The organism is Brevibacillus sp. AG (assembly GCF_028369215.1).
Lineage (GTDB): Bacteria > Bacillota > Bacilli > Brevibacillales > Brevibacillaceae > Brevibacillus > Brevibacillus porteri.
The window spans coordinates 62,942-86,973 of record NZ_JAQMYO010000016.1 but is presented as its reverse complement, the minus strand read 5'-3'; the positions used below and the strand labels follow the sequence as shown (position 1 = coordinate 86,973).

Annotated in this window: 17 protein-coding genes; 14 read left to right on the top strand and 3 right to left on the bottom strand. The window is 41.6% G+C overall.

From position 1 onward, the window contains the following. Positions 1–73: 73 nt before the first annotated feature. The 10 genes from glmS (at position 74) to POF51_RS28900 (ending at position 15,939) form a co-directional block, all read left to right on the top strand. Positions 74–1,906, top strand: coding sequence for a glutamine--fructose-6-phosphate transaminase (isomerizing) (gene glmS, locus POF51_RS28945; protein WP_069852815.1), 1,833 nt, complete (start codon positions 74–76; stop codon positions 1,904–1,906). 244 nt (positions 1,907–2,150) lie between these two features. Beyond that, entirely contained in the window at positions 2,151–2,975 is an 825-nt protein-coding gene (locus tag POF51_RS28940) for a TnsA endonuclease N-terminal domain-containing protein (protein ID WP_271756565.1), read from the top strand. Positions 2,976–2,980: 5 nt separating this feature from the next. Beyond that, positions 2,981–5,176 carry a Mu transposase C-terminal domain-containing protein gene (locus tag POF51_RS28935; protein ID WP_271756564.1) on the top strand — a complete coding sequence of 732 codons (2,196 nt, stop codon included), beginning with the start codon at positions 2,981–2,983 and terminating at the stop codon, positions 5,174–5,176. Next, positions 5,173–6,849 carry an ATP-binding protein gene (locus tag POF51_RS28930; RefSeq protein ID WP_271756563.1) on the top strand — a complete coding sequence of 559 codons (1,677 nt, stop codon included), beginning with the start codon at positions 5,173–5,175 and terminating at the stop codon, positions 6,847–6,849. The genes POF51_RS28935 and POF51_RS28930 overlap by 4 nt, the downstream gene beginning before the upstream one ends. A gap of 13 nt (positions 6,850–6,862) precedes the next feature. Then, positions 6,863–8,638 (top strand): TnsD family Tn7-like transposition protein, encoded by a 1,776-nt coding sequence (locus POF51_RS28925; RefSeq protein WP_271756562.1) that lies wholly within the window; start codon positions 6,863–6,865, stop codon positions 8,636–8,638. Further along, on the top strand, positions 8,626–10,236 hold the full coding sequence (locus POF51_RS28920) for a Tn7-like element transposition protein TnsE (RefSeq protein WP_271756561.1): 1,611 nt from the start codon (positions 8,626–8,628) through the stop codon (positions 10,234–10,236). Before POF51_RS28925 ends, POF51_RS28920 begins: the two co-directional genes overlap by 13 nt. 313 nt (positions 10,237–10,549) lie before the next feature. Further along, a complete protein-coding gene (locus POF51_RS28915; protein ID WP_271756560.1) occupies positions 10,550–13,045 on the top strand; it encodes a sensor histidine kinase in 2,496 nt (831 codons plus the stop codon). A gap of 12 nt (positions 13,046–13,057) precedes the next feature. Next, entirely contained in the window at positions 13,058–13,729 is a 672-nt protein-coding gene (locus POF51_RS28910; protein WP_271756559.1) for a hypothetical protein, read from the top strand. Beyond that, positions 13,704–14,339, top strand: coding sequence for an HNH endonuclease (locus tag POF51_RS28905; protein WP_271756558.1), 636 nt, complete (start codon positions 13,704–13,706; stop codon positions 14,337–14,339). Before POF51_RS28910 ends, POF51_RS28905 begins: the two co-directional genes overlap by 26 nt. Then, on the top strand, positions 14,323–15,939 hold the full coding sequence (locus POF51_RS28900; protein WP_271756557.1) for an Eco57I restriction-modification methylase domain-containing protein: 1,617 nt from the start codon (positions 14,323–14,325) through the stop codon (positions 15,937–15,939). Before POF51_RS28905 ends, POF51_RS28900 begins: the two co-directional genes overlap by 17 nt. Before the next feature lie 64 nt (positions 15,940–16,003). On the opposite strand, the gene POF51_RS28895 is transcribed toward POF51_RS28900, so the two are convergent. Beyond that, positions 16,004–16,201, bottom strand: coding sequence for a hypothetical protein (locus POF51_RS28895; RefSeq protein ID WP_271756556.1), 198 nt, complete (start codon positions 16,199–16,201; stop codon positions 16,004–16,006). A 483-nt stretch (positions 16,202–16,684) separates the two neighbouring features. Further along, a complete protein-coding gene (locus POF51_RS28890) occupies positions 16,685–17,074 on the bottom strand; it encodes a hypothetical protein (RefSeq protein WP_069852776.1) in 390 nt (129 codons plus the stop codon). Positions 17,075–17,488: 414 nt separating this feature from the next. Between POF51_RS28890 and POF51_RS28885 the strand changes: the two genes are divergently transcribed. The 4 genes from POF51_RS28885 to POF51_RS28870 all read left to right on the top strand — a co-directional run bounded on the left by POF51_RS28885 (position 17,489) and on the right by POF51_RS28870 (position 22,532). After that, positions 17,489–18,175: a response regulator transcription factor gene (locus POF51_RS28885; RefSeq protein WP_069852773.1), complete on the top strand. Its 687-nt coding sequence runs from the start codon at positions 17,489–17,491 to the stop codon at positions 18,173–18,175. Further along, positions 18,168–19,169 (top strand): sensor histidine kinase, encoded by a 1,002-nt coding sequence (locus POF51_RS28880; protein ID WP_069852771.1) that lies wholly within the window; start codon positions 18,168–18,170, stop codon positions 19,167–19,169. Before POF51_RS28885 ends, POF51_RS28880 begins: the two co-directional genes overlap by 8 nt. 85 nt (positions 19,170–19,254) lie before the next feature. Further along, positions 19,255–19,938, top strand: coding sequence for an ABC transporter ATP-binding protein (locus POF51_RS28875; RefSeq protein WP_069852769.1), 684 nt, complete (start codon positions 19,255–19,257; stop codon positions 19,936–19,938). After that, positions 19,935–22,532: an ABC transporter permease gene (locus tag POF51_RS28870; RefSeq protein ID WP_069852766.1), complete on the top strand. Its 2,598-nt coding sequence runs from the start codon at positions 19,935–19,937 to the stop codon at positions 22,530–22,532. The genes POF51_RS28875 and POF51_RS28870 overlap by 4 nt, the downstream gene beginning before the upstream one ends. A gap of 97 nt (positions 22,533–22,629) precedes the next feature. On the opposite strand, the gene glpT is transcribed toward POF51_RS28870, so the two are convergent. Continuing rightward, positions 22,630–23,994: a glycerol-3-phosphate transporter gene (glpT, locus tag POF51_RS28865; RefSeq protein WP_069852764.1), complete on the bottom strand. Its 1,365-nt coding sequence runs from the start codon at positions 23,992–23,994 to the stop codon at positions 22,630–22,632. Between the last annotated feature and the right edge of the window lie 38 nt (positions 23,995–24,032).

Below are 24,032 nucleotides of genomic sequence, written 5' to 3'. Positions count from 1 at the left end.
TGGCGGGGGACTCACCCCCGTACCATTGTTCGGGTCGAAGTCCCTCGCCAAATTGGAAGGGGACCATACACTTATGTGCGGAATCGTTGGATATATTGGAAATAAACAAGCGCAAGACATCGTGATCGGAGGACTTCGCAAGCTGGAGTATCGCGGCTATGATTCAGCAGGGGTCGCTGTCGTGAATGCAAACGGATTGGAGTACTCAAAAGCTCAGGGTCGACTGGCTGTTCTCGAAGGTCGTTTGGAGTCGAATCCATTGGCTGGTTCTATGGGAATCGGGCATACACGTTGGGCGACACACGGAAAACCGTCTGACGAGAACTCCCACCCACACACAGACGAGAAATCGGCTTTTGCAGTCGTTCACAACGGGATTATCGAAAACTTCCTGCCATTGAAAGAAGAGCTGCTGGAAAAAGGCTACACGTTCACTTCTGAGACAGATACCGAGGTTATCGCTCACTTGCTCGCTGACATGTACGACGGCGATATCGTTTCTACAGCGCGTCGTGCTGTTCAACGCATGCGTGGTGCCTATGCATTGGGAATCATGACAGAGCACGAGCCAGATAAGCTGGTAGCGATTCGTTTGGCTAGCCCGTTGGTAGTTGGTGTGGGTCAAGGCGAGAGCTTTATCGGTTCTGATATCCCGGCTATTTTGGAGCATACACGTGACGTGTACATTTTGAACGAAGGCGAAATGGCTGTATTGACTCGCGATGGTGTGGAACTGATGAACGCAGAGACCGGCGAGAAAATCGAGCGGGAACTGTTCCATGTCGAGTGGGATCTGGTACAAGCGGAAAAAGGCGGATATGATTCCTTTATGCTCAAGGAAATGCACGAGCAGCCTCAAGCTGTTCGCGATACCATGGGTGCCCGCATTGACGAGGACAACAAGCGAGTGATTTTGCCTGAGCTGAAAATGAGCGATGCGGAGCTGGCGACATACGATCGAATCTACATCGTGGCATGCGGTACTTCCATGCACGCAGGTCTCGTCGGTAAGGATGTTATCGAAAAATGGACTCGCGTACCTGTAGAGGTAGCAGTGGCTTCTGAGTTCCGTTACCGTGATCCGATCTACACAGACAAGACACTGATGATCGTCATCAGCCAATCTGGTGAGACAGCAGACACGCTGGCTGCGCTACGTGAGGCGAAGAAGAGCAACGTGAAGGTATTGGCTATCACCAACGTGGTAGGCAGCTCTGTAGCTCGTGAAGCTGACGAAGTGATCTTTACGTGGGCGGGCCCAGAAGTAGCGGTAGCATCTACGAAAGCATACACCTCCCAAGTCGTTGCCCTGTACTTGTTCAGCCTGTATCTGGCTCAAGTAAAAGGCACCATGGCGGCTGCTGAGGTTGCTGAGGTTGTTGAGCACCTGAGCGAGATCCCTGGCAAAATCGCTTCCATGCTGAATGACGATGATCAAATTCGTCGCTTTGCAGAGGGCACAAAAGAGGTAAGCAGCCTGTTCTTCATCGGCCGCAGCCTCGACTATGCGGTATCGCTGGAAGGCTCTCTGAAGCTGAAGGAAATCTCCTACATTCACTCCGAGGCGTATCCAGCTGGTGAGCTGAAGCACGGTACACTTGCGCTGATTGAAGATAATGTTCCAGTTGTAGCTTTGGCTACGCAACCAGACATCTACGAAAAAACGGTAAGCAACATCGTGGAAGTAAAAGCTCGCGGCGCTCATGTACTGGGCTTTGCGACTGAAGGCAACCACGACCTGGCGAAGAGTGTGGATGAGGTCATTTACATGCCAGCCACACTGCCAATGCTCACACCGATTCTGACCGTCATTCCATTGCAATTGCTTGCTTACTACGCTTCTGTCGCTCGTGGCCTTGACGTGGATAAACCACGGAACTTGGCGAAGAGTGTGACGGTTGAGTAGGGTAGAAGAATAAGAACATCCTTTGTGTCAAAAGAAAATAAAGTATTAGACTGAAAAATAAAGTATTAGACTAGGAAAATAAAGTTGTAGACTGAGAAAATAAAGTATTAGACTCACATTTCTGGCCATACTGCTACAAGGAGCTCTTCTACTGTCTACAGAATCGACATCTAGAACAATCAACATGACTCCATTTGGGGCTGCCTTCGGGTAGCCCTATTTTTTTGTTCGTGGAGGTGACATCATGGCAAAAAGAAAACGCGAGATCACGGAAGCAAAGATTGAACGATTCATTAAAGAAGGAAGAGGCCAAGGGACGGGCAAGGAATACCTTCCTTGGCTTAGAATTCAAGACGTTCCCTCGGAAGGCAGAGCAACTCGTGGAGTTGGCTGGACGACTGGCCGAAGACATGAGTTACTTTCTGATATCGAACGCGATTATTGCTATCTGCTGGATTATTCCGATGATGTATCGGATATCCGCGAGCAGTTCCCCCTTCTTCCACTCGAAGAAACTTTGTTAATTGCAGAAAAAGTAGGCGTTGAGCATCCAACAGATCCTAAAACCGGAATCCCGATTGTGATGACAACGGACTTCATGATTACGTTCAAAGATAAAAACTATGCTAGGACGGTAAAGCCTGCCTCTCAAATTGAAAATGAGCGTACGATTGAAAAATTCGAAATTGAGAGGTTGTATTGGGAATCGCGACATGTCGATTGGGGAATGATCACGGATCAAGACTTGCCTGAAGCATTGATTCGAAATATCGAATGGGTTCACAAAGAGTATCATAACGATGATGTTTCCGAATTAGGCGTATATACAGTTCAGAATTTGCAGCGAATGCTGGCATCTCGTTTGCAAGATGGAGAAACAATTGCTAGAGCCTGCTTATCTTGCGATGAACAACTAGGACTGGAAGTAGGTACATCATTGGCGATGTTTCGTCACTTTATTGCTCGTAAGATATGGTCGGTAAATATGAATGAAAGAATTCAGCCAACGCTTGCAGCGAAGGACTTCATTGTTAACGTACAGGTCGAAAAGCTTGCGAAAGGCGGGTAAAAATCTTGCAAACTCTGTTTGAGAATATGGTTGTTGAGTGGAGCCTGTCTCACTCTGAGAATCGTCTTATCGAACGTATATTATGGATATCACCCTCAAGAGATTTGCTCTTTATCATTGCGATGCAAGATGACAAAGCATTTCCAGTCATGAAGACTTACACTGAGTATACAGTCGGTTTTGAGTCGAATCTTTGTAGACAAATTGAATGGATTAACGACAGCATCCCTTTATTGGATTCAGGAATTGATAGCGAGCATCTGTCTTTGCGAGATAAATCATGGGACGCAATCAAAGAAATTGTTGTGGACGAACCGGCGTGCTTCGATAAAGGGTTTCGAGGAGCGCGAATTCGAGAAGCACAAGAACGGACAGGTCTACATAAGAGCACCCTTTACCGTTATTTGCGTAGATATTGGCAAGGTGGGAAGATGAAAAACGCCCTATTGCCCCACTTCAATAATTGCGGGAGTTTCGGAAATGACAGGGAACCAAAGGAGATAAAGCGTGGTCGTCCGAGAAAGTTTGAAGACGCGCCTGTAGGCATTAATATCGACGAGGAAACCAAGCAGTTACTTCGTTCCGGCATCCGATTGTTTTATAACAACAAGGATAAAGCGCCGCTAAAGCATGCCTATCAGAAAACACTCGAAAAATTCTTTGCATCTGGGTTCAGACAAAGCGGGAATGCTCTTGTGCCCATTCTTCCTCCACCTGAGAAGTTGCCTACATTCGGGCAATACAAGTACTGGTTCAAGAAAGAAATGGACTTGGAAGATACGCTAAAAAGCCGACATGGAAATAAAAGATTCGCGTTAGACTTTCGTCCGATTCTCGGAAGCTCTACCTATGAAAGCTTCGGTCCCGGCTCCCGATTTCAGATCGACGCAACTGTAGCTGACGTTTACTTGGTTAGTGAGTATCGGCGAGAATGGATTATTGGCCGTCCGATTATCTACATCGTGATTGATGTATTCAGCCGATACATTGCCGGTATTTATATTGGGTTAGAAGGTCCTAGCTGGATTGGGGCCATGATGGCACTTGCCAATACGACGACCGATAAGGTTCGATTTTGTGCGCAATTTGGAATCGCTATTGAACCTGAGGAGTGGGTAAGCAGCCATTTGCCTCAAAAACTGACGGCGGACCGGGGAGAGCTTGAAGGCAATAAACCAAGTCATCTTATCGATGTATTGGGTGTGGACGTAGAAAACGCTCCTCCTTATCGTGCAGACTGGAAGGGAATTGTAGAACAGCAATTCCGATTAACCAACCTGCGAAGCATCCGATTCATTCCGGGAGCTATCAAAGAGCGATTTCGCGAACGTGGCGAAAGAGATTATCGCTTGGATGCGAAGTTGACCCTCCGCGAGTTCACTAAAATCATGATCCAAAATGTTTTGTATCACAATAATAATCATCATATGCTCTGGTATGACCGGAATGAATTCATGGTTGCAGAAGATGTAACACCAATACCGAGAGAGTTGTGGCGTTGGGGAATCATTAATCGGAATGGCCGACTCAAGAAACAGCCAGAGCATATCGTGAAGTTGAATTTGATGCTGCAAGGAGAAGCTACAGTAACCTCTGCGGGGATTCAATTTAAGGGTATGCATTACGGATGCGATCTGGCGATGCGCGAGCAATGGTTCGTTAAGGCGCGTGCGGGTAAAACGTGGCGAGTTAAGGTGTGCTATGACCCTCGCTCGACGAATGAAATTTATCTGTGGCTGGATAATGGTCATCAGTTTGTGACATGTACGCTTCTTGAACGCGAAGAGCGATATCAAAATAAGAGGTTCGAGGAAGTAGAAGATTTACAGGAAATCGAACGATATCAAGGACGACATCAAGAAACGAGCAATATGTATTCCAAAGTAGAGCTCGATGCCCAGCGGGAGGCTATTGTGAAAGAGGCAACCCAGAAGACGAACGAGGCCATTAAGCACAGCGAGGAAAGCAATAATCAGCGCGTTAAGGGCTCAAGACAACGACGTACGAACGAGAAACTATTAAATCGAGAACAAGAAGCGTTTCAGTTATCTGAGAAGGCTCCATCTACGGAGCGTCCAAGCGATAATGTGGTCCCCTTGAAACGTGATAATCACAACGAGATGAAACAATCGTATATTCCGCCAGCGGATAAGCTATCGAAAATCAAAGCTTTTTTGAATGAAGAAGGTGATGACGAGTGAGCGAATTCGATATTCCGTTATTTCATTTCAGCCGCGGCGAATTTGTAGAAGCCGATTATCAAGATCCCCTGTTGGAGGACTATCGTGGTAATCCACTCTTAGAAGCCTTGCCGGCGATCTGGGACGATAAGACAGTCGTGAACAAACTGGCCTCCAAACCGATTTTCCAAGTATCCGAGCGAGATCTACCTGTCCATCTCCGACTTCATTGTGTTCAACGCATTTCTCGAGATTTTTTCCGGCCTTTATCCAGACATTTGGAATTGCAGAGTAGCATCTCTAGGTTGATTAGAGACGGTTATGTAGGGCGTAACCCACTTACCCCCAACTATGCATTCAGGGCTCGTAAAGACGCCTATGAACTCATTATGCAAGGCAACACAAGTGGGTATCCGGTGAATACACCCACTTCAGCCGGGTTCGCTTTAGTTGGAATATCCGGCATCGGCAAATCTAGCAGTTTGCTTCGCATTCTGCAGATGTATCCACAAGTGATTTTGCATCGCAAATATCAAGGCCAAGATATGCCTGCACCGTATCAAATTGTATGGTTGAAGATGGATTGTCCTCATGACGGCTCGATTAGAGGACTATGCCTGAACTTCCTTCTAGCGGTAGATAGCTTAGTCGGAACCAAGTATTACAAGAAAAACGCGACTAAGAATCCGGACGAATTGCTCCCTTTAATGGCTCAAGCCGCCGCTGTGCATTGCCTGGGAGTGCTTGTCATTGATGAAATTCAGAACCTGCAAGAGGCCAAGGATGACCGAGCGGCACAAATGCTTAATTTCTTCGTTCAATTAGTCAACACCATTGGATTGCCGGTCATTCTGGTTGGAACGTATAAGGCTCTTCCTGCACTTAACGGAGAATTCAGGAATGCCCGGCGTAATAGTGGTCAGGGAGACGCCACATGGCACCACTTCAAGAAAGACGACGAATGGACTTGGCTGCTGCAAGGGCTGTGGAAATATCAATGGACGAACAACAAAGTGGATTTAGACCAAACCTTTATCGATGTCATGTATGACGAGTCTCAAGGAATATCAGACATCGCGATTAAGTTGTTCATGTTAACCCAGTGGAGAGCACTTGATAAAGAAATTGATCATATTACACCGGAATTAATCCGTTCTGTTGCGAAGGATCGATTGACCCTCATTCGACCGGCTTTAGAAGCTTTGCGTTCAGGGAAGAAGAAACAAATTCAGAAGTTTGCCGACATCTACGACAGCGTGTCCATCGATGATTACTTGGACAGAATTGAAGCTGAACAACGGCAGGCCGAACGTTTGGAAGTTATCCGTACAGAGCTGGGTTACGATGTGACCGAGCAAACGGTTACTGAATTAAGCGCATGGCTTATTGATGTTGGAGTAGACCAAGGAATAGCGCTTAAGTCAGCGCAAGAAGTGACAAAAGCTCATTTGCACGAACTTGATCATGTGGATTTACATAAAGAAGCACTGAAGCATGCATTGGCTATTCAGAAGAAAAATCCGATACCTGACAAGTCATCTGAGCTGCGCCAAAGAAGGAAGCCGAAAATTGTGCCCTCAGAACCAGCTGATATACGTGTGATCGTATCCCATGGAAAGAAGAAAAAGATGGCTGCTTACGATTCGCTTAAGATTGCGGGATACATTAAAGATCCCTTAGAATTTCTCGGTTAAAGGTCGTGAGCAAATGATACAAGGTTGTGTGCTTCCAATTCCATATCCGGATGAACTCCTCTATAGTGTCATAACTCGATATCACTTACGAATCAACAATGAGAGTCCAAAATGGACTTACAGAGAAATATACGAGACTGATAACGTAATTCCAACAATCGACCTTCCGAGTCATCTTGAAGCATTATCGAAAAGTAGCAAATTACAAGGGATGTGTGCTGATGTTTGGATCGATCGCCACACCTTTTTCCTGTATTACGCTCCTTTTCTACCGAGAGAACGTGCTAATCGAGTAAGAACATTAATGAAAAGCTCGGATGGATCGGGTATTCATGCTCTGGTAGGTATTACTGCAAGCACGATTGATAGAACGAATCGTTTGCGCTTTTGCCCTTCGTGTTACGAGCAAGATATTCAAAGGTATGGTGAACCCTACTGGCATCGAATTCATCAATTACCTGGCGTATATCTTTGTCATGTGCATCAAAGGATTTTACATGAAATCACGGCACCATTGTCTGATCGGCATGGGCTAACTGTTCTGCCGATTTCCAGACATATGTTTCGTTCGGCACCAATCATTGAATCTTTACATGATAAAATAATCGATCACCTATTGGGTATTGCAGATGATATTCAGATGCTCGTCCAATTGGACGAGCCGCCAGCTTTATATGATTCACGGCAGAAAATCCTTCCTAGATTAGCAGAGCAGGGATTCGTGACAGCGGGAGAGCATATTCGACAACAAAAACTGGAAGAACAGCTTGTCCGTTTTTATAGCCCCGAGCTATTAGAATTGCTCGAGAGTAATCTGACGGATAGGGACTACTCTTGGTTGGCGCTATCAACAAGAAAAGTGCGTTGGGCCATTCATCCTTTGCGGCAACTACTTCTTATCCGCTATTTGTATGGTTCATTTGGCGATTTCCTAAATTGTTCGAAAGATTATGACGGGCCATTTGGTATTGGCCCTTGGCCATGTCTCAATAAAGCAGCTGAACACTATGAAGAGCTTGTTGTAACGCAATGTAACATTACTCGTTGCTCTGATACTGGACGCCCTGTCGGGACCTTCATGTGTTCGTGCGGCTTCTCCTATTCTCGGAGAGGGCCAGATCAATTGGAAAAAGATAAGTTTCATCGAGGACGCATTAAGTCGTTCGGGCCCGTATGGGTAGGCAAACTTGAACAATGTATTCAAGAGGGGTTATCCTACCGTGCCGTCGCTAATATTCTTGGGGTAGACACGAATACCGTGATTAAATATGCCCACACCGATATAGTTGAAACAGCTAAACAGCCGCATGAAAGGAGATCCCAAAAGGCCAGAAGGAATCTTTCCTCGCCCGTTTCAAGGAATGCACCCATGATACGCGTTGATTGGGAAAAGCGCGATTTGGAGCTAAGCTGGGAGGTTGAATCGGCATGCAAATCTATTTTATCCGATCTCAACTCCAAGCCTATTCGGATTTCGATTGCTTTAATCGGCAAACGTATTGGCAAGTTAAGTTGGCTTGAGAAACACGGCGATAAGCTTCCAGTAACAATGCGGACCATGTCAACCTATTTGGAATCGGTAACTCAGTTTCAGAAGCGCAGAGTACGCTGGGCAGCAGAACAACTGACAGGTGAATGGCCATTGAAACGGTGGAAAATTGAGAAACTTGCAGGGCTAAGGCCGAATTATTCGCAAGAAGTATCCGATGAAATAGATCGTTGTATCGGTCAAAGCAGATTTATGTACACAGTCATATCTTCAGAGGGGACATCTTCATGGTTGCACTGAAACTGAAATCTTGGCCATTTCCGGAGAACCAAGAGGCAGAGTTAGTTTGGTTTGGCTCTCCGTTTATGGATTACAAGGGGAACTGGCGCATTCGTGTGGCGTTCAGAACGAGTGCCTCGGGGATAAAAGTTGTATCCTACCCTTGGGGAACACTTCCTTATTTGCGCATAGGTCAAATCTATTCGAACGGCGTTTATGATCAGATCAGACCTATGAGCGGATCAGCATTCCAATTTAGGATAGATTCCCTAGATCAAGGGACAGTTACAAACAGTTTTAAGCTGCCGAAGCGTCTAATCGATTTCGGTAAAAATCCAGAACTCGGGCTGCAGAATATTATTCAGTATCGAACAAGTGGTCCAACGTACTGTATTCCAGTCATTGAATTAGTCAGAGCCATGTTCATTAATTCGAGGTACTTGGCCTATTATTTGCTTCAACCGCACGGTTTGGAACTGCTTGTCGATAATAGTCATTCTCAGGGGAGAATATTTCATTTCGATTTGACCAGTCGAGTTCCGGCCAAATTAGCTACCGACAATAATGCACGTCATTTATCATGGATACATACAGACTCCAGGATTCGATCCTTGTGGGATTCCGTTTATCAGAACATGTTCAGTCAAGCGGTTAAGAATTCGCCATACAATCCTACTGCAACATTTAAAAAGGGTATACCACTTGACGTTAATCTGCCTGTGATAGGCCCTATTGAATTACATGTTCGAGGCGATCAGTTTATTGACTATGTATTGGTAAAAGAAATTCTCGCAATTGGCGGCTTTCGGCATCCGGCAGATGAGATCCTCTTCTGGCACCCTTCCAAGAAAAAGCGTGAATGGAGTGCTGGTGATAAATCTGTTCGAATCACCTCTGGAGCTAAGAATAATGACTATGTTCTGAATGATCAAAGCGACAATGCCAAAGAAGATACCAACCAAGATGTCCTCGAAACTCCGCCTGCGATCATGAAGTTCGTCAATTATCCTGTTGTTGAGACGCGTCGGCTAAATGTAAAACATTCGAATACCGGAACAGACGTGATTGTATCATCAGGACGAGGCGGGAAATATGCGGGAACTAAAGAAATAAGTACTCAGGACTCCATGGTTGGAGGAGACACTCCTCCTATCGAATTTTTGACCCTGGAGACGATCCCTGTAAATGAAGCAACAGGGTTAGAGTCGTTTTTTCAAATGATTGAGATTCTTAAGAAGTTATTTTTGGTAAACATCAAAATGTCAGTTTTGCGGATTCCTCTAGGGAAACGCTTCTCTGTCTGTCCAAACGGAACTCGTAGGACTTGTGCTGTTGTTCAGGTAGCATACGGAAACTCGGCATTATTCATTATCGAAGTGGCAAGACCTGATGATTGGTCTATATCGACACTAATACTTCGACCAATTAATAAGATTGAGATGAAGGTTGTTGAGCAAAGCATTAAGCAGCTTCTCAACGGATTAGTACAAAAAGGCGGCCATTGGGATCAGTCCGTCCTTAATCAATGTAATGGAATGAGTATTGAAAAGCTGAAGCATTATCAGAGTGACACGATACCTGATTGGGCGAATAGACTTTTCGGTAAATTCATGAACTAAAAAACCGTTCTAAGCTGGCCATCCTTAGATCGACTGAAAAGCTTCGTACAGGATATGAACTGAAGGCCGACCTTGTATTTGTGATTCATGAAGCTAATGTAGCCGTGCAGTGCAAAAAGTATTTGCAAGCTCATCCGGAACCGAAATAACTTATTTTCGCTGCGGTTCCGGAGGCACTCCCGTCGGCTTATGACGTTATTTTTTAGCCATAACTCTTAGTATTAGTTTCAGGCATTTAGATGTATAACTGTAATATTCGTGGTATTATTTAGGCTATCCCATTAGTTTTCTCGAAAGGAAGGAGTTGGTTCTAATGTCAATGATCCCATTTAAAGTTTCAGCTAGAGCCGCGCGCTTAATAGGGCGAGAAAATGTAAGTAATGCAGAAGGGGCAATAATAGAACTGGTAAAAAATTGTTATGATGCGGATGCCAACTCCAGTTTGATTTTTTTTGAAAACCATTTTAGAGATATTCCAGTTGCCCTCACAAGCGATGAGTATAGTAGTTTGCTTAGTTACGATTTTGATTTGTCCCCTTATTACTCTCTGCAAAAAGGTAAATATATCTTAAAAAGTGAAGCGAAAGAAGACGGTGTGTTACTATCCTTTTTTTTAAGTTTTAACGTCTTGTATATTTTTGATGATGGGAGTGGAATGAGTTTAGATGTAATTAAGAACTCATGGATGACAATTGGCACAGACAACAAAGCCACAAATTTCATTAGTGAAAAAGGGAGAGTTAGAACTGGTGCCAAGGGGATAGGAAGATTTGCCTTAGATCGCTTGGGAAGTAAATGTGAGATGTGGACTATTGAGAAGAATAGTGATATTGGGCAGCTCTGGATTGTTGACTGGGAAGACTTCGAATCAGAGGGAAAAAATCTTGATGACGTTTATGCGAACGTAAGGGAAATTAATCGGATTGAATTTACAAACACAATTCAAAATTTAATTCTGAATAAAATAGATTTGGCGAAATATAAAGAAGATCAACTTGAAAATTTCATGCCTGAAAAATATACGACAGGGACTTTGTTGAAAATTTCTGGATTAAGGGATGTATGGAATGATAAATATACAGATAGAGTATTCGCGAGTTTGGATTCATTAATTCCACCAAGGGAACAAAGAGTATTTGACATATTTATGTTTGTGTTAAATAGTTCAAAGCTATATGGTGGTGTATATTCTTCAGCTTGTTATGACTACGACTATAAGCTCGAAGCAACTGTGGATGGCCAACAGTTGGTTAAAATTGTAATTAATAGAGATGAGCTGGATTTAGACAAAATAGATCATGATTTATTCAAGTTGAATGACTTTAAGGCCCCTCCTGTTGATATTGCAACATTCCAAAGAAAAGAATTTGAACTTAAATATCATGTTAAAGAATTGCTTCCCAGACATAAGGATAAAGATTTAAGCACACTATCGAATTTTTCTTTTCATTTTTATTTTATTAAACGTGATGGTTCGGATGATGATGGCAAATATCCTTATAAATATGTTGATGCTAACAAAAGGAGGTCGTGGTTAAACAGAAATGGTGGAATAAAAATATTTCGTGATTACTTCAAAGTACGGCCATATGGTGATCCTAATTCTGCGTCCTTCGATTGGTTAAAACTGAGTGAAAGGGTGCAAAGAAGCCCAGCAGGTGTTGGTAAGTCAGAAGGTGCATGGCATGTTCGAGCCAATCAAGTGTCTGGGAGCATTTTCATTTCAAGATTGCATAACGTGTTTGAAGACAAATCAAGCAGGGAAGGGGTACAAGAAACAGAGGATTTCGAGATCTTCCAAGAGTTGATAATTGCAATCATTAGAGAGTTTGAAAAAGACCGACAAAAAATTATGAGAGCTTTAAAGCAATTAAGAGATAAGAAAGATGAAAAAGATAGAATAAAAAACGAAGGAAGTAAACTAGCTGATGAAACAATAAAAAATAAAGGTACTGAAAGTCAGCAGAATACAACTACTGAGCCAGATAGTTCAGAAAAGATTGAACAACTAAAAAAAGATAATCTTTTATTGGCGCAGTCCGTAAAAACTTTTCAAGAGGTTGTTGAAGAAAAAGAGTCTGAACTAAGGTTGATCAGAGCTTTGGCTGGTACGGGAATTGCTTTAACTTCGTTGTCGCATGAAATAAAAACTGTGGTAGCACCATTTGTTTCAAGAAATGTTCATTTAAAAAGTTTAATACAAGATGCAGTTATCGATCTCTCAAAACATGAAAAAATAAATACTTTTATTGATTTAATGATAGAAAAAGATAAAGTTCTTAAGGGTTGGTTAGATGTTTCATTAAATATCGTTTCCAAAGATAAACGAAAAAGAAAACAGTTGAATCCATTCGATACTATTAACCGAACGATTCAGGCTTGGTTGCCTGCATTAAATGAACGAAATATTGATATCAATATTCATCAAAGGAATGGGCTGGCAATTGACTGGAGAGCGTATGTTATCGACATTGAAAGTATCTTTAATAATTTAATTATTAATTCATTTACAGCATTTCAAAGTAAGGAACATCAAGGTGAAAGGGCTATTAACATAACAATTATAGGTGATACCGATAGCAAGAGCTTTGAAGTCCTCTATCAAGATTCTGGTCCAGGTTTATCTGAGGTAATAAAAGATAAAAACGAAATATTTGAACCCTTTTTTTCTACAAGTTCTGATGAGGGTACTGGTTTGGGAATGTGGATAGTTAAAACAACGGTTATGGAGTATAAAGGCACCGTGGAAATTCTGGATTCTGAAAAAGGATTTGAGTTAAAGTTTACTTTCCCGTTAAGAAATGAATAGGAGAATCAGATTATGGGCGACTTTAGAATCGGATTAATTGAAGATGATCTTATGATGGAAGCAATGATAATAGAAAGGCTTAACAGGGGTAACGGTGAGCATACTATCACCTCGGAGGCCATAGATTTTCATGATAGGAATCTAGAAGAGTTAATCGATCTTATTTATAGTGAAAGATATGATGCTCTAATAATTGATCATAAACTTAAAGCTAACAACTCACATATTACATACGAGGGAACAGATATTGCCCTTGCCGTGGAAAAAATCGTATATTTCTTTCCAGTTTTCATACTAACTTCATATCCAGTGAATGCCGAATCGGATAATAAGTTTAGTGATGTGAATAAGATTTACTCAAAAGATAAGTATGTAGAAGACCTGACTTACGAGTTTGTAGATAACATTAACCTGAAAATCATTAATCAAATACTGCATTTCAGAAATAGAATTGATGCTGCGGAACAAGAGTTACTTGTCTTAAAGGAGAAAGAGAATCTGAATGATTTTGAAAAAGACAAGGTGTTGGAACTAGATCACTTACTTGAAAAAAGTGTTTGTGGTCGTAAAGCAACGCCTTTATCATTAAAAAGCAAAGACGAGGATTTACAAAAGTTAATTAAATTGGCGGAATCTATTATAAATGAGAGTGATACAGGTGGAACAGACTCCGGTATTAAATAGATTTAAATTTCGTTTACAAACTCCACAGAAAAGAAATATTGCGTATCAAGCGGATGTTTTATATACGCAGTACAGAAAGGAATTAAAAGAAGATTTTAAAGGCAGATGTGGGTACTGTGATTCTTTATTTAGTATTGTAAAGAAGGATTATCACATAGATCATTTTGTACCGCGGAGAGTTCTGAAGAAATTCCCTGGTCATGCACATTTAATTCATGAATATAACAATTTGATTTATTCATGTCCTTCTTGTAATGGAAGTAAGAGCGGTAAGTGGCCATCGGAGCACCCTGACGAATTTATTAAAGGTGAACAGGGATTCGTTGATCCTTGTCAAGATGCGTATGGGGATTTGTTCTTTAGAGATAATGAGGGTAAAATTCATCCCAATAACACTCAATTTCCTGTAGCCTCCTATATGTACAGGGAATTGAAATTATATTTAGAAACTCACAGTGTTGTTTGGAAGATCGAACAGTTGATGAATCTAATAAAAGCATTTTCGCCTGAAGGAATTCAGGCTAATAAAGTTGAATTATTTGAACAGCTACAGATATATCTAAATAAACATTTCGAAATGGATATCAGAGATAATGAATATCAAGAGTGAAGGCTCCTTTTACACACCAACTGTTTTGGCAAATTTCTTAATGTCAGAGTCATTAAGCTTTTTTCATGATACAGAGGGCATTTCAATTTTAGAACCGAGCTGCGGGGACGGTGTCTTTTTGGCAGCACTATTAGAAGATAAAAAAGGTGCGAAAAACGTAAATTCCATTTATGCAGTTGAAAAGAATATGAAAGAACTAAAGAAAGCAAAAACTACTAGGAAAGAATTAATTGATAACGGGATTATCCCCTCTTATTTTGTTGCTGATTTCTTAAATTTTAAACCTAAGGGGTCAACTAAATTTGAATTAATAATTGGGAATCCACCGTATATTCATAAAAAACATTTATCAAGTGAACAAATAGAACAATCAAAAGAAATTTTAGAACTTAAAGGAATTAAAAATACCAGTATATCTAACATATGGATTTCTTTTGTTGTTAAAGCTATTGATATGCTGAAGGATAACGGTGTGTTATGCTATATCCTTCCGTCGGAAATGCTACAGGTTAAGTATGCAAAAGAAATAAGACGATTACTTTTTTGTGAGTTCGATGAAATTACTTTTCTAACTTTTTCCGAAAAAATATTTACTGATATTGAACAAGATGTAATAGTATTGATCTGCAAGCGTAAGAGTGAAAATAAAGTAATCAAGCATGGTAGTCTTACGCGTGAAAGAGATAGCTTCAAAATTGAGTATCGTACTATAAGTCCAAAGAGCTACTTTCAGGATAAGTGGCTATGGTACCTTTTAAAGCAAGAGGAAGTTGCATCTATAAAAAAAATATTGGACCAATTTACCAAAATCAATGACCTGTGCGAAAGTGGGGCGGGTATTGTAACCGGTAATAATGACTATTTTATTGTTTCTAAATCCTCTATAAAAAAATATGGCTTACAGAAATACTGTAAACCAATCTTAAAGAAAAGTTTTTTTATAAAAGACACTATAATTATTCGTGAAAATGAATTTCGAAAAATATCTGACAAAGAACTACCCTGCTATTTAATTGATTTAAACAGAATAAAATCCAATAGAATGCCCAAAAGGATTAAAGAATATATAGCGAAGGGCGAATTGGAAGATGTACATAAAGGTTATAAATGCAACATCAGACCAGAGTGGTATAAAGTTCCCTCGATTTGGAGCTCGGAAGGTGTATTCTTCAAAAGGAGTCATTTATATCCTAAGATACTGTATAACGAGTGTGGAGCTTTTATAACTGATACAGGATATAGAATAAAAATGAAAGAAAGTGTTTCCATAAAAAATTTGGTTTTTTGTTTTTATAATTCTCTTACGTTGTTACTTGCAGAATTAAATGGAAGGAATTATGGTGGCGGGGTCTTGGAGGTTACTCCAAAAGAATTCCAAAATCTCAGGCTCCCTTTTTATGATGCGGGAGAGATATTATTTGAACAATTGCAGCAGCGGTTTAGTTCAGGGGTTCCGATTGAGGACATTTTAGATTTTACTGATAGGGTTATTCTACACCAGCAATTTGACATTAGCATGGAGACAATACAAATGATAAAGAATGTTAGAAAAACGCTCTTAATTAATCGATTGCCAAATGGATATAACAGCCCAGAGTAACCGACTAAATAATTGCGACTGATCTCAGTCTTTTTGGTGAGATCAGTCGCAATTTATACAAAGATTACAACTGAATTGGTTTTCGTCGTTTATTTTGGGGGTAACCGTTTTGTTCGAGGAAGTCCAACACTTGAGTAATTGTGATGTGCCCTCCTCCTTTATTTTCAACATCAACAAGATACTCCATAAGGGCATCTCGTTTGAAGACGACATCTAGGTACTTGAATTTATTTAAAATTTCAGTTTCTTTGATGATATTCATGAATAATCCCCCCTTAGCTATATTATGATCTCCAAATTAAGCCATTCCATTCATGCGCGGTTCCTGTAGTCAGTCTAATACTTTATTTTCTTGATAGAGCACTTCCGATTAATCATAAGATAAAGTCAGTCTAAAACTTATTTTTCAAAAGCTGACGATTTTCAAACTGAAAAACCCAGTCAAATTAACAACTCCAGTCTAATACTTTATTTTCATAGAACACTTTGTCGGTGTTCGTTGACATTAGAGTAAGTAAGTTTACATTAGACTTGGTAAAGAGTATAAAGTTTTTCTTTGCGATTAAAGTCATGTTAATAAGTCGAGTGAAATTCAGGTATGCACATCTGTTTTTCCTCGGCTTATTTTTATTTTCAAGCCATAAATTTACCGGAGTGCAAATTAGGCACTCTGCAATTGCCAAACCCCGCCACAAGCTCTATCAGAGTCGAGGCGGGGTTTAACGGTATAACGTACTTTTAACTTCTATGGTTCCTCATTTGCAAACATCTCCAACGTAGCGATAAGAATGTCTTTCTTTTCAATATAGTAGTCTACATATGGAGAACCTATTAGCGCCGCACCTTCAATCATTGAACAAAAATCATAAACAGGTATAGGGCGTCCGATTCCTAGGGCAGCACCTACTGTCGATAGTAATGCCAGTAAACGAACCGGGTTCCATTTCCATTCCAAGAGTTGAAGAAGTTGGATGGCACTAGAAGCTCTTTTCGTTTGCTCGAGCGTATATACTTCGGGGAATCGCCCATCCGTCTTGTAGGTATGGAAAAACTCGTTGTAGTAAGCTTCTGCTGCGAAATCGATATCGCGGTACATTTCTCTAAAATCAGTGTAAGGCTGACTTTCATTCTTCATTACTGTCACACCAACCTTATTTAAATTTCCCTCTTCTGTCATAGGGTAATGGGGGAGATTGGAAAGTTGTCCCAGCTTGATATGCGCACCTTCATCATAAAATGAATACCCATCTTGATCAACTACTCGTTCTGCACGACTTTTGTTAATACTAAATGTGTCTTTTCAGTTCATTAATTCATTTTGAAGTATTTCAAGATCATCTAAATCCATTTCGCTTTTTTGTACGACCTTATTCCAAACTTGCAAAGTATCTTACCAATTAAGTAAATTGAACTAATAACAAATAACATCGGCAATAATGACTATATGGCTCAATCAACGTAACATACGATTCTTGTTTTTACATTGGGTTACGATGTGTTTCGTAGATCAACAGTATATAGATATTTTGAAACCAGGGGAGGATTAACATTGAAGGTTTTAGTAGTAGAAGATGACAAGACCATTGCAGATGGTTTGCACTATTCGCTTTCCAGTGAGGGTTATGAAGTCGTTCTTTGTGAAGGGAAACAAACTGCAATTGAAACAATCAAGCAACAACGTTTTGATATTTATTTACTGGATCTAACTTTGCCAGATGGTAATGGCTATGAGATTTGCGAATATGTAAAAGAAAATCAGGCGGCACCTGTCATCTTCTTGACGGCGTGTGATGATGAAATCAATGTGGTTCGGGGGTTAGATATGGGAGCAGACGACTATATCACAAAGCCGTTTCGTATTCGGGAGCTGATTAGCCGAATGAAGTCATCCCTTAGGCACTACCAAAAAGACCATACCCCGACTGACAAAGTGAAGATTGGAAATGTTGTCGTAAATACGAAACTGGCTAAAGTGTACAAAGGAACCGAGGAAGTGATGCTGACTGCTTTAGAATACCGTTTACTGTTGGCATTCATAAATAATAGAGGGCAAGTTCTGTCCAGAAATCAGTTGTTAGAGGGCATTTGGGATCTAGATGGTAACTTTATCAATGACAATACCCTTTCTGTCTACATTAAGCGGCTTCGAGAAAAGTTGGAGGATGATAGCCAGAATCCCAAAGTGATAGAAACCGTACGCGGACTTGGCTATCGAATGAGTGGAAGTCATGCTTAAAAACAAAGAAATACGGAAGTTATGTATATATAGCGTGCTTATTTCCATCATGGGGATCACGATTCTTTGGATAATCGATTGGAAAGCGGGGATTGTGGCGATTGCTATGGTATTTCTGCTCCTTTCCTATTTTTTTCTGTTTACCCGCAAACGCTATCAGGACATCAGTAAGCTCGCTTATTATTTGGCTTCTGTCTATTCAGGCCAACCCACGATGGATATTAGGGATAACGTTGAGGGTGAATTGAGCATTCTGAAAAATGATATTTATAAAGTCACATTAACGTTGTCTGAGCAGTCTACTCTTCTGAAAAAGGACAAACAATACTTGGCAGATACTCTTTCGAACATCTCCCATCAACTAAAAACGCCACTTGCCTCCATGTTTGTCATGGCTGATTTGTTAAACAACCCGAGTCTGCCAAAAGACAAGAGGGAGGAGTTCTTAGGCAAGATTATCAATCAGCTGAAACGTATTGAATGGCTCGTGACTTCATTGCTCAAGCTGTCCAAAATCGATGTGCAGAGCGTTATTTTCAAGAAGGAATCCGTATCTGTCAAAAAAATGATAAACAAGGCATTAGAACCACTCCTTGTCCCCATGGAATTAAAAAATCAGGAGCTTTCTTTTTCCTGTAAAGAAGACCTTTTCGTGTATGGAGATGAAAACTGGACGGTAGAAGCCATTTTGAACGTAATTAAAAACGGAATTGAGCATACGCCGGTTGGGGGACGTCTTGCTATTTCGTGTGAGGAAACACCATTGTATACACAAATTGTCATTGCCGACAGTGGCGAGGGGATTAGCCCGAAAGATGCTCCACACATTTTTGAACGATTTTATAAAGGGAAGAATGCTGGAGCGGATAGTATTGGAATAGGGCTAGCTATGTCAAAAACAATCTTGCAAAGTCAAAACGCCGATGTGTTTATGGAAAGCCAGATTGGTGTAGGCACAGCATTCAAAATCAAATTCTACAAGCAAATGATTTAGATGACAAAATTGTAAGATTGAATGTCACCGACGAGACATCTTTGGCAGCTATTCTATACGTAATAACGAATCTAGGAGGTTCATGATGGAGATTTTGCGAGTAGAGAACCTGTCAAAGACGTACGGTGATGGTGAAACAGCTGTTACTGCACTGAACGATATCTCATTTTCCGTACAAAAAGGGGAGTTTGTGGCGATCATTGGACCATCTGGTTCAGGTAAGTCTACCCTTCTGCATATTCTGGGGGGCGTTGATACGCCCACATCCGGTAAGGTGATTGTTGACCAGACTGATATGTACGCGATGGATGAAACGGCACTGGCCATCTTCAGACGCAGACAGATTGGGCTTATCTATCAATTTTACAATCTGATCCCTGTCCTTACTGTAGAGGAAAATATTACTCTACCATTGCTATTGGACGGTAGAGAAGTAAATCAAGATATCTTTTCCGATATCGTAGAGACTCTAGGTCTTCAACAGCGATTAAAGCATCTGCCAAACCAGCTTTCTGGAGGACAGCAGCAGCGTGCGTCCATTGGCCGTGCCTTGATTAGCAGTCCCGCCATTGTATTGGCTGACGAACCTACGGGAAATCTAGACAGCAAAAACAGTGCTGAGATTGTGAAGCTCTTGAAAAAACTACACAAAGAGCGGCATCAAACCCTGATTGTTATTACACATGACGAAAACATTGCCTTACAAGCGGACCGTATTATCGGCATTCAGGATGGCAGGATTTCTAGAGATGAGGTGATCAGGCGATGAATATCGTAAATCAGCTCACTTTACGCTATATGAAGCAGAATAAGAGCCGTACTCTTGTTACCATCATTGGGGTTATCATTTCTGTCGCAATGCTTACAGCAGTATTTTCGATTAGTAGTTCTTTCATGGATATGATGCAGAGAAACACGATTGCCTACACTGGTAAATGGCAAACAGCTTTTCTCGATGTTGCAGGAGAAGATGTTGCGGTTATTACAAATACAGAAGCAATTGAAAGATACGACATTGACCAGGAACTCGGATTTGCACGACTTTCTAACTCTGCAAACAGGGCTAAGCCATATTTGTATATTACTGGACACAGTAATCATGATGTAATAGGGGTCAGCCCAATTGATGGGCGTTTGCCTCAGAATGAAAATGAACTGGCACTTTCATCACAGTTTCTTCAAACCGCCGGTGTTAGCTGGAAGGTTGGAGATGTAGTCACATTAGATTTTGGTAAACGTAGCTTGAATAAAGATGGTACGAGCGAGATGTTGGGCAACAATGATGCCTACCAATCAAAGGAAGTCTTTACGCCTACAAAGACGAAAACATACACCATTACCGGGATTGTTCAAGCACCAGCTAGAGAGCAGGATGCAATGGCTGCATACCGTGCATTTAGTGGTCTTTCAGAGGGTGCTTTGGAGGAGGGTTTTCCCTACACGGTAAGAGTTGAATATAAGGATTTTAAAGGTTTAGGGAATGACATTTATGAAACGAGTGACACGATCGCTAGTAAGGTGAGCGGAGTAAAGAATCAAGTTAAATCTAAAGGAGTAAAAATCAAGTACAACCGGGATCTTTTGCTTTATTCAGGGATTTCGAGTGATTCCCGCTTTCTTAACACCATGTATCTGGCAGTCCTTACCGTTGGAAGTATCATTCTGATTGGATCTTTCTCACTCATCTATAACGCGTTTTCGATCTCGCTTTCAGAGCGTAGTCGCACTTTAGGGATGTTATCTAGCGTAGGGGCAACCAAACAGCAAAAAAGGGCTTCTGTATTTTTTGAAGCTGCTGTGATCGGGGTCATAGCGATTCCAGCTGGGTTGTTTTTCGGGTCCATTGGTATTGGGGTTACTCTCCATTTGCTTAGTCCATTCATTCAAAAAATGTTTGTCGTTAGTGAACCGATGCGATTGGTGATAGAGCCGTACAGTATGATTGCTGTCATTTTGTTTTCCATTTTGACGCTGCTCATTTCTGCATGGTTTCCAGCAGTGAGGGCATCGAGAATTACACCGATAACTGCGATCCGCCAGACAAAGGATATCGAAATAAAAGGAAAAGATGTACGTACATCCAAAATGACCCGTAAGTTGTTTGGATATGAAGCGGAACTAGGATTAAAAAATCTGAAAAGGAATAAACACCACTATCGCTCAACTGTCTTTTCTCTTGCGATCAGTGTAATCTTGTACCTTGCAGCTTCTTCCTTTTCGTTGTATATGGATAAGTCCTATAATATGGCACAAGCACCGCTACCATATGATCTGTCCGTATACGCAAGGGGAGCCGATTGGGAAAGGGTACGTTCATTAACAAATGATTTGATGTCTGTCCAAAACGCAACAACAAAAGTGAAGACTCAACTTCTTTATAATGATCTATACCTAAACGAAAACGAGGTTACCACAGACATCTCCAGTCGCCATACTCTTAATCCAGATGGGAAATACAACATGTCTGCAAAGATTGTTTCTCTTGATGAGGCTTCTTTTGCAGCGTACCTGCAATCCGCGGGGATTGATGCAAAGAAATTGGAAGGTGACGAGATTTCCGCCATACTTGTCAATCAGATCACCTTGAAGGAAAAACATAATTTTACAGATATCACTCAACTAACCGTACAAGAGGGATCAGAAATACCTCTCACTATGATTGAAGGAGCTAAAGTCCGAATTGCTTCTATCACGGATAAACGTCCACCTTTTATGCTACGATACGAGGAAGATGTTTCTAGCGTGACATTTGTCGTTTCTGAACGAGACTTTGACAAGCTACGAAAACTAGGTAACGATATGCTGACTGAGCAAATTTTCAGCGAGGTTGAATTTACAACAGAGCAGTCTGCGGTATTGGAAAATGAAATAAACCCGATTATTAACAGATATCCAGATATCCATGTCTATACGACCAATCTGATTGCGGAGCGTCAGGATGCACTGAATCGCGCCACAGTCACATCCGTATTCCTTTATGGGTTTGTGGTTCTCATCGGACTCATTTGCATGGCAAATATTATCAACACGATTTCGACTGGGATGGCCTTGAGAAAACGTGAGTTTGCGATGTTGGCTTCCATAGGCATGACACCAGAGGGCATGAAGAAAATGCTACGCTTCGAAGGATTCTTTTATGGAATGAAGTCGCTTATTTACGGTTTACCGATTAGTTTATGCGTGATGTTTTTCATCTACATGAGCCTTAGCCGTAATTTTGAATTTGCTTTTACGTTGCCTTGGGCGAATCTCATCATTGCAGGGATAGGTGTGTTTGTCATTGTGGGTACATCCATCCTCTATGCGACTAGAAAATATAAAGAACAGAGTATCGTGGAATCGCTGAAGAACGAAAATATCTAATGTAGAGGGTAATTTTGGGACTAGCGAAGAATGGTTATTCAATCCATAAAAAAGAAGGATAAAAATCACAACGATTTTCATCCTTCTTTTTGCTATTTTAATGATTTTTAACTACTTCTTGTCCCCGCACATTCCACGTAAGGGCAAAAACAAGAGCAGCCAATGCGCACGAAGCCGTCAGCAACATAAATCCTGCATCCCAGCCGGAGGCATCAACGATAACCCCCATCAATGCATTCGCTGTAACTGTACCGCCCAGGTAGCCAAACAGACCCGTCAGCCCTGCAGCGGTTCCGGCAGCTTTTTTCGGAACAAAATCAAGGGCTTGCAAACCAATCAGCATGACTGGACCGTAAATCAGGAAACCGATAGCGATCAGGCAAATCATATCGACCACGGAATTTCCAGGTGGGTTGAACCAGTAGACCAGAACAGCGATCAATACGCCGAGCATAAAGACAAACCCTGCGGGTCCACGGCGGCCCTTGAACAATTTATCGGACAGCCAGCCGCACAGGAGCGTTCCCGGGATACCTGCCCATTCGTACAGGAAGTAGGCAACGCTCGACTTGCTCATATCAAAGCCTTTTTCTTCACTCAAATAGGTCGGCGCCCAGTCCAGAACACCGTAACGGACGAAGTAGACGAAGATGTTGGCAATCGCGATTGCCCAAACCCATTTGTTGTTCAACACATATTTGAAAAGGATTTCTTTTGTGGAGAATTCTGTTTCAAACGTTTTCTTCTCCTTGTTTGGATAGTCATTGCGATATTCTTCAATAGGCGGCAGGCCGACTGACTGCGGCGTATCGCGAATTAAGAAATACGTAATGAATCCAAAGACAATGGCAACCAGAGCAGGCAGGACAAACACGCCTTCATACCCGGAAGAGGTATTACCCGAAAGCCCGGTGAACATTGCTACACCTGCAACAGCGAGGGGGGCCATCAAGCCACCACCAACGTTATGGGCTACATTCCAAATGGCTGTTTTATTTCCTCTTTCACTTACACTAAACCAGTGTACGAGAACACGCCCGGATGGAGGCCAGCCCATTCCCTGGAACCAACCGTTCAGGAACAGCATCACAAACATGATCGAGACGGATGAAGTGAAGTAAGGAACAACGCCCATCAGCAAACTAATAAGTGCAGAAAGAATTAAACCGGCAGGCAAGAACATTCGCGGGTTGCTTCGGTCTGAAAAAATGGCCATTACAAACTTGCTGATCCCGTAGGATATCGAAATGGCGGATAACGCAAAACCGAGCTCTGATCTTGTAAATCCTTCTTTAATCAAATAAGGCATGGCGAGTGAAAAGTTTTTGCGGATGAGATAGTACGCCGCATAACCGATGAAGATTCCGAGAAACACCTGAAGCCTGAGCTTTTTATACTCAGAATCAATTTGTTCGTCAGGCAATCTGTCAATCGGCGGTGCAGGCTTAAACAGCTTGAGCATCTTATTCCTCCCCCTACGTAATTTCTAACAATGATGAC